General features: G+C 36.5%; 6 protein-coding genes and 1 pseudogene. 1 reads left to right on the top strand and 6 read right to left on the bottom strand.

Features of this window, described 5'->3' with window-relative positions; all coding sequences use genetic code 11:
• The 3 genes and pseudogenes from NLX71_RS25980 to NLX71_RS25970 all read right to left on the bottom strand — a co-directional run.
• A pseudogene (locus tag NLX71_RS25980) lies at window positions 1–767 on the bottom strand (hypothetical protein); the annotation flags it as partial.
• A gap of 163 nt (window positions 768–930) precedes the next feature.
• Entirely contained in the window at window positions 931–1,569 is a 639-nt protein-coding gene (locus NLX71_RS25975) for a hypothetical protein (RefSeq protein ID WP_254366683.1), read from the bottom strand.
• 753 nt (window positions 1,570–2,322) lie between these two features.
• Complete coding sequence (locus NLX71_RS25970) at window positions 2,323–2,523, bottom strand: hypothetical protein (protein ID WP_254366681.1); 201 nt, start codon at window positions 2,521–2,523, stop codon at window positions 2,323–2,325.
• Between the two features lie 160 nt (window positions 2,524–2,683).
• On the opposite strand from NLX71_RS25970, the gene NLX71_RS25965 reads away from it, so the two are divergent.
• Window positions 2,684–2,965, top strand: a complete 282-nt coding sequence (locus NLX71_RS25965; protein ID WP_254366678.1) for a hypothetical protein — start codon at window positions 2,684–2,686, stop codon at window positions 2,963–2,965.
• Here NLX71_RS25965 and NLX71_RS25960 read toward each other — a convergent pair.
• The 3 genes from NLX71_RS25960 to NLX71_RS25950 all read right to left on the bottom strand — a co-directional run bounded on the left by NLX71_RS25960 (window position 2,942) and on the right by NLX71_RS25950 (window position 4,463).
• Complete coding sequence (locus NLX71_RS25960; protein ID WP_254366676.1) at window positions 2,942–3,736, bottom strand: ATPase; 795 nt, start codon at window positions 3,734–3,736, stop codon at window positions 2,942–2,944. The two genes, NLX71_RS25965 and NLX71_RS25960, sit on opposite strands and share 24 nt — an antisense overlap.
• 186 nt (window positions 3,737–3,922) lie before the next feature.
• Entirely contained in the window at window positions 3,923–4,099 is a 177-nt protein-coding gene (locus tag NLX71_RS25955) for a hypothetical protein (RefSeq protein WP_254366674.1), read from the bottom strand.
• Entirely contained in the window at window positions 4,089–4,463 is a 375-nt protein-coding gene (locus NLX71_RS25950; protein ID WP_254366672.1) for a hypothetical protein, read from the bottom strand. The genes NLX71_RS25955 and NLX71_RS25950 overlap by 11 nt, the downstream gene beginning before the upstream one ends.
• Window positions 4,464–4,598: the final 135 nt, after the last annotated feature.

The following is a 4,598-nucleotide window of genomic DNA, read 5'->3' as shown; positions in this document are numbered from 1 at the left end:
AGTATATGAATTGTTGCACCGCCTGTTGTATTGGCGAAAACCACTCTTTTCTCCGCCAAATAGTGAGGCGGCGAACATAATTCCTTCTCTTTATAAAAAATGGCCTTTTCATATTTCTTCAATTCTTTTGCTCGATGATATAATGTCCGCACGTCAGGTTCGGCTTGCTTTTCAAGGATATCAAAAAGCTTCTCAGCCTCTTCGAGGTCATCAAAATCTATTGCCTTTATTAATAGACTTTCAGTTTTCTCTTTTTCCATGCTATCGGGAAACCGTAAAGTCATTCTATGAAAGTAATCTCCTATATCTTGCTCTGAAAAAAGTGAATTCAATTGGTCTTTATGTTCGAACAAATATGTATTGGATTCGGTAAGTTCAAACCCCTCAAGGTACTTGCAAGTCAGTTCAACTCCGGCAGAAAAAATACATTCATTAAAATAAGCACAATACGTATCAAAATTTGCGCATTTGGCTTTCTCAAAAAGCCATACATTTTCCGGCCTGCGGAACTTGGCTAACAAATAAGAAATAAGAGTTAAAGAGTCCCCGCAACCTCCGTAAGGATCATGAATCCTGCTCTCAACCTCATTCTCCATTAACAACTTGATTAAATCGTAATCCTCAGGCTTCCAATCATATTGAATAGCAACTGCCGCTGCATATCGTTTGAAATAGTTTACGTCTGGGTCTTGATATTCAAACTCTTTCCATAAGTCTCTGGAGCTTCTGATCTTATCGATATTTTGTCTGACATCTTTAGCCTCCATAACTCTACCCCCTGGGCAAAAATGTGAATGTTGTACTTCGTTTGTCCTCGCCATCACCACATTAAATCAATGAATATGAATAGATGGAGGATGCCATTTTCCCTTGATGCGGTAGATTTCCATGTCGTGCTCGTCATGGAATGTACCATCTCTTATAGTGGTCTTATACGTGCTTTATAGAACCGACCCAAACGTCCCCAACCTTCACACTATACACCTTATCAGTGTCCCCATCGGATAAATTGATTGAATCGACTTTGTAAGCTTTACTCTTTATGGCTTTAACCTCATTTTCACTCATCCATCCTCGTTGGATATTGTCAATTAAGTCACTCTCTGTGAAGACATCACTATCAATATGTAGACGCCAGTTGAATTTTTCCAATTGGTCTTTCAAAGAAGTGTATTTGTCAAAAGGGAATTTCTTTTCTTGTTCTTGTCTTGCGAGATCGAATGTTTGATCGTAAAAGAAAAGACATTCTTTATAAGCAGCCACGATTTGGGAATTAATAAAGTGCGGGTCGTATAACCATATTTTTAGGTAAAACTCCTCATCCATTTCCTTGAACTTTTGAAGCCAATTCTCATAAACCTCCAACATCGCTTCAAGGATCAAGCGATTGAACCAGACAGGGGGATTCCTACGATGGATGCCATAGAATGGAGGAATCCAAAGCTTAGCATAATCCCTGTGATATTTGTTTAGTTGCTCCATATCTACGTTAATGACTCTTCGTTTCCACTCATCAATTTCTCTTAAACGCCTTTTCCAACCTCTGATTTTTTTCTTTGTACCTGACAACAAATTCCTTCCTCCCACCAAATATATCAATTATTACTGCAACCTCATTGCTGCATTATCAGTTTAGCTTAACGCCGTTTCAGTCTAAATACTATATTTCATCGAACATAAACATTTTCCAAGTAACACCTATACTAAAAGTAAATATCCATTAACGCAAAAATCCCCATCTCGAAAAACGATGAGGATGAAGAGTCCAATGGTAACACCGCTAATAATGACTTATTTTCATTTTTATGAATTTAATAAATTCATCATGATCCGCTGCCTTTAATTTATCAAAAAGCATAAGTAAGTCAGCTTCTTTTTCATTAATACAATACCTTGCATCTCAACTCGATTTAATACGGCTGTCTATTGTCTCCATATGTATCACCTTTTTATAAAGAAAGTCCCGATGATTTTTAAGATCACCGGGACTGATTGAGCGGTTCACGACTTTTTTATCACCAGACAAAAAACTGTTATTTGGTATTAAAGTTGTGTCCTGAAAGTGTTGATTTTACTGATATATTTTAAGTCCGTTCTATTTTATATCATAATGTTGTGTACTAAGGATAAAACATTTCAATCTCCTGATATTAGAATCAAAGAACGAGGAACTCGCCATCATTTCGCTTATCGGAGTTGACCGTTTAGGCTCTTTCGCAACTTTCATATCGCTAATCCATCACCAATGAACTCCTTTTTTAGTGATTTCAATTATTTTTTTTAGACCCGCTCAACTTTATCGGCATTGAATGCGATCAACGGTTATTGAACTTCATCATCCTTCATAAAATCATCTATTTTGTTACCCAGCAGGTATATTAATAACAATAATACTCCTATACTTAGTGCCTCAATGGCTTTTATCCAAATATGATTCATTAAAAAACCTACTCCAAATCCTAACAACATAACTATAATAACTTTAATGATTAAATTTTCAAACTCGTCCAGCCGCCACCTCATAATGAAACTCCTCCGATCAATCTGACTTCTGATTCAATATCGGGCAATTTTTAAGCCTCATTAATACCATCCTTCCCCATGAAATGCGTAATAAAACTCGAACAAGCTGTTTGCATTGCACTAATTTTCTCTGCCTTTGTGGCGCAGTGGAGATATTATTTTGAACCATTGGAATAGAGAATACAGAGCCCCCAGTTTATACCTCTCCCCTTATTTTGTCAGCTTTACTTCTCCATGCTCAATGATTGCCGGTGCAGACTCCGGTTACAAACGCCTATCATTGTCTCTTATCCCCACCACTCTTTGGCAAGAAAAAACCGCTCTCTCCACGACACAGGAATTGAGCGGAAACACTAATGATTTTGATCAATCACAATTCATTTACCTGTTTCCTCTTTCTCTTGCCTCCGATATTTCTTTAAAACTGTTCGTTACTCTCTAACCACGATTGAAACGGATTTTGAAGCCATTTGGGTAAGCATTCACTTTTATATTTAATACTACCCTCTTTTATCTCCACAATTGTTTCGTATGTAGGGCCTGAGTTATCAATAATAGCAACTTTGTCTGAACAAGCGATTGCATTAGGAAGGTTTAATAAAGATGTGTGATATCTTCTATTTATGTCTTCATTAGAAATCCAATGGCCCCCTTCTGCAACACGAGTTTTGACACGAGCTTTATGGAGCCTAACGTCTTGTAAACCAATATAATATAAAATTACTGAGTAACCTGCCTCTTTAGCCAACTTCATTTGATTAAGCATATAATGTCCTGTAAGTGTTGTTTCGACTTGAAAACTCTGCTTACAACTGATTAATCTTTTTAATTTCTCAATGGCATGTCTGCCCGCTTGAAAGTCTACACTTCTTGGGTTTAGCGGATTCAACTGCGCCGCGAATAAATCAGGATTTATTACGGAATCTTTATTATCTAAAAAACTTTCAATAAGTGTCGATTTACCTGCCCCGTTACAACCTGCAAAAATAGTCATTTCAGGCTTTCTCATTGAACTGGACAGAAAATTGTGGACACCATTTTTTAAATAAATGTTCTTTTGCAAATAAAGTTTGCAGCTTTCCCAACCCTCTTCCTTCAAAACACCATTCTGGATATAGTAAATTGATGTTTTTGCAATTACTGCCTTTTGTCTTATAAGATAAGTGGCTTGCCTGTATACCAATGAAAGATTTATGTCGCCTTTTCTAAACATGGCTATCCCCTCAACCTCTAACGTAATGTTAGGTGGAATTATAAAATAATCCTAACCCCCATCTTTGTTTGACTTACTTTCTAGCCTTTTGTCCCTTCAGATATCCCTATTACCCCCTATTACCCGTCCACCTTTAAAGGAATTGACTATTTAAATTTTGCTGTAATTTAACCCTTTAATCTAACTTCAGTCTTCTGTTAGATCCAATTTTCTATTACAGATATCACAATAAACATAGATGACAGTGCCAAGACTTGTTGGAATAAATGTATAGGAAAACTTGGCTCCTGCTACATCTACCGATTTACATGAATCCCATTCCCTGATTTTCTTTTCCATTTCTTCAGTAATTTCAAATAACATTGTTTTCTCCTGAATTTATATTCTGAACCCAGTTATGGATAATTGTTCGCAGTTCTTCAAGTGTTAAGGATGCCTGACTTGAGTTTGACAATCTGTCTTGTGGCACCACAGCATTTGATTGGAGAGCCGAATGTTGTGAATTCTCTGCAAAGAATGTGCTACTGCTACTTGCAGCAATAACTGGTTGTACATATTTTATCTTTCTTTCTAAGTTAATCGCATTACTTGGAGGTAAAAATGAAAGCGCAATGCTAAATTTTTGAACTACATCGCTCATATCTGGTATTTTCAAACCACCTTGAATCTCAATACGATCAGGAAATGGCTCATCATTATTCGAAATCAAAATCATGTTCTCCAGCATTACATTAATCGCTTCTTTTATATCATCATTAATTGATACATGAAATGCTTTAACTTTTCTAGTACACCATCAATCCTTAAATTGTGGGTAAAGACGTTTTAGTTTGATTCTTGCTTCGTCGGTGGTAAACTGCCA

The sequence above is a fragment of the Paenibacillus sp. MZ04-78.2 genome, assembly GCF_024213375.1.
Taxonomy (GTDB): domain Bacteria; phylum Bacillota; class Bacilli; order Paenibacillales; family NBRC-103111; genus Paenibacillus_G.
This window is presented reverse-complemented; position numbering and strand designations above follow the sequence as displayed.

Excerpts from the sequence above, each read along its gene's own strand:
- NLX71_RS25970 (WP_254366681.1), bottom strand. The coding sequence starts at position 2,523 with ATGAGGTGGCGGCTGGACGAGTTTGAAAATTTAATCATTAAAGTTATT.
- NLX71_RS25960 (WP_254366676.1), bottom strand. The coding sequence starts at position 3,736 with ATGTTTAGAAAAGGCGACATAAATCTTTCATTGGTATACAGGCAAGCC.
- NLX71_RS25955 (WP_254366674.1), bottom strand. The coding sequence starts at position 4,099 with ATGTTATTTGAAATTACTGAAGAAATGGAAAAGAAAATCAGGGAATGG.
- NLX71_RS25950 (WP_254366672.1), bottom strand. The coding sequence starts at position 4,463 with ATGCTGGAGAACATGATTTTGATTTCGAATAATGATGAGCCATTTCCT.